General features: G+C 71.6%; 2 protein-coding genes. Both read left to right on the top strand.

Annotation, left to right across the window (positions count from 1 at the left end; genetic code table 11):
* A partial coding sequence (locus AB0C29_RS49725) for a DNA repair protein RecO C-terminal domain-containing protein (RefSeq protein WP_360835552.1) occupies positions 1–232 on the top strand: 232 nt, incomplete at its 5' end.
* Positions 229–1,008, top strand: a complete 780-nt coding sequence (locus AB0C29_RS49720; RefSeq protein ID WP_360835550.1) for an isoprenyl transferase — start codon at positions 229–231, stop codon at positions 1,006–1,008. The genes AB0C29_RS49725 and AB0C29_RS49720, both read left to right, overlap by 4 nt.
* Positions 1,009–1,127 lie beyond the last annotated feature (119 nt).

Raw genomic sequence — 1,127 nt, 5'->3', positions numbered from 1 at the left:
GGCCGGCGGCGCGGTCTGCCCCGACTGCCGGCCGCCCGGCGCGGCCCATCCGGCCCCGGCGACGGTCGCCCTGATGCAGGCCCTGACCAGCGGTGACTGGCAGCTCGCCGACGCCACCGAGCCACCCGTACGCCGTGAGTGCAGCGGGCTGGTGGCAGCACACCTGCAGTGGCACATGGAGCGCAACCTGCGCGCGCTGCCACTGGTCGACCGACGGGAGAGCACTTCGTGACACGTCCGCCCACACCGCACAGCTCCGGCGCCCGGCCGCCCGCCCTGCCCGCGGCGGCGGTGCCGAAGCACGTGGCGGTGGTCATGGACGGCAACGGCCGCTGGGCCAAGGAGCGCGGCCTGTCCCGCACCAAGGGTCACGAGCAGGGGGAGTATTCGCTCTTCGACACCATCGAGGGCGCGATCGAGCTCGGCATCCCGTACCTGTCGGCGTACGCCTTCTCCACGGAGAACTGGAAGCGCTCACCGGAAGAGGTCCGCTTCCTGATGGGCTTCAACCGCGACGTCATCCGGCGCCGTCGCGACCAGCTCGTGGAGCTGGGGGTGCGGGTGGTGTGGTCCGGGCGGCCGGGCCGGCTGTGGAAGAGCGTGATCTCCGAGCTGCAGACCGCGGAGGAGATGTCGAAGGACAACAAGACCCTCACCCTGCAGTTCTGTGTCAACTACGGCGGGCACGCGGAGATCGCGGACGCGGCAGCGGCGATCGCCCGGGACGTGGCGGCGGGCCGGCTCAAGGCCGACAAGGTCAACGAGAAGACCCTGCGGAAATACCTCTACCACCCGGAGATCCCGGACGTGGACATGTTCCTGCGCCCGTCCGGCGAGGAACGCACGTCCAACTTCCTGCTCTGGCAGTCGGCGTACGCGGAGCTGGTGTTCCTGGACACCCTCTGGCCGGACTTCGACCGCCGCCACCTGTGGTACGCCTGCGAGCTCTACGCCCAGCGCGACCGCCGCTTCGGCGGTGCCATCCCCAACCCCGTCGCCCCGCAGTGAGCCACCGCTTCCTCTACCTGGCCCGCCACGGCGACGCCGTCAGCGAGGACGCCGGCCTCAGCGATCGGGGCCGCCGCCAGGCCGAGCTGCTGGGCGCCCGGCTGGCCGACGTGCCGTTC

The sequence above is a fragment of the Actinoplanes sp. NPDC048791 genome, assembly GCF_040650095.1.
Taxonomy (GTDB): domain Bacteria; phylum Actinomycetota; class Actinomycetes; order Mycobacteriales; family Micromonosporaceae; genus Actinoplanes.
The sequence above is the reverse complement of the archived record's forward strand: the minus strand, read 5'-3'. Positions and strand labels throughout refer to the sequence as shown.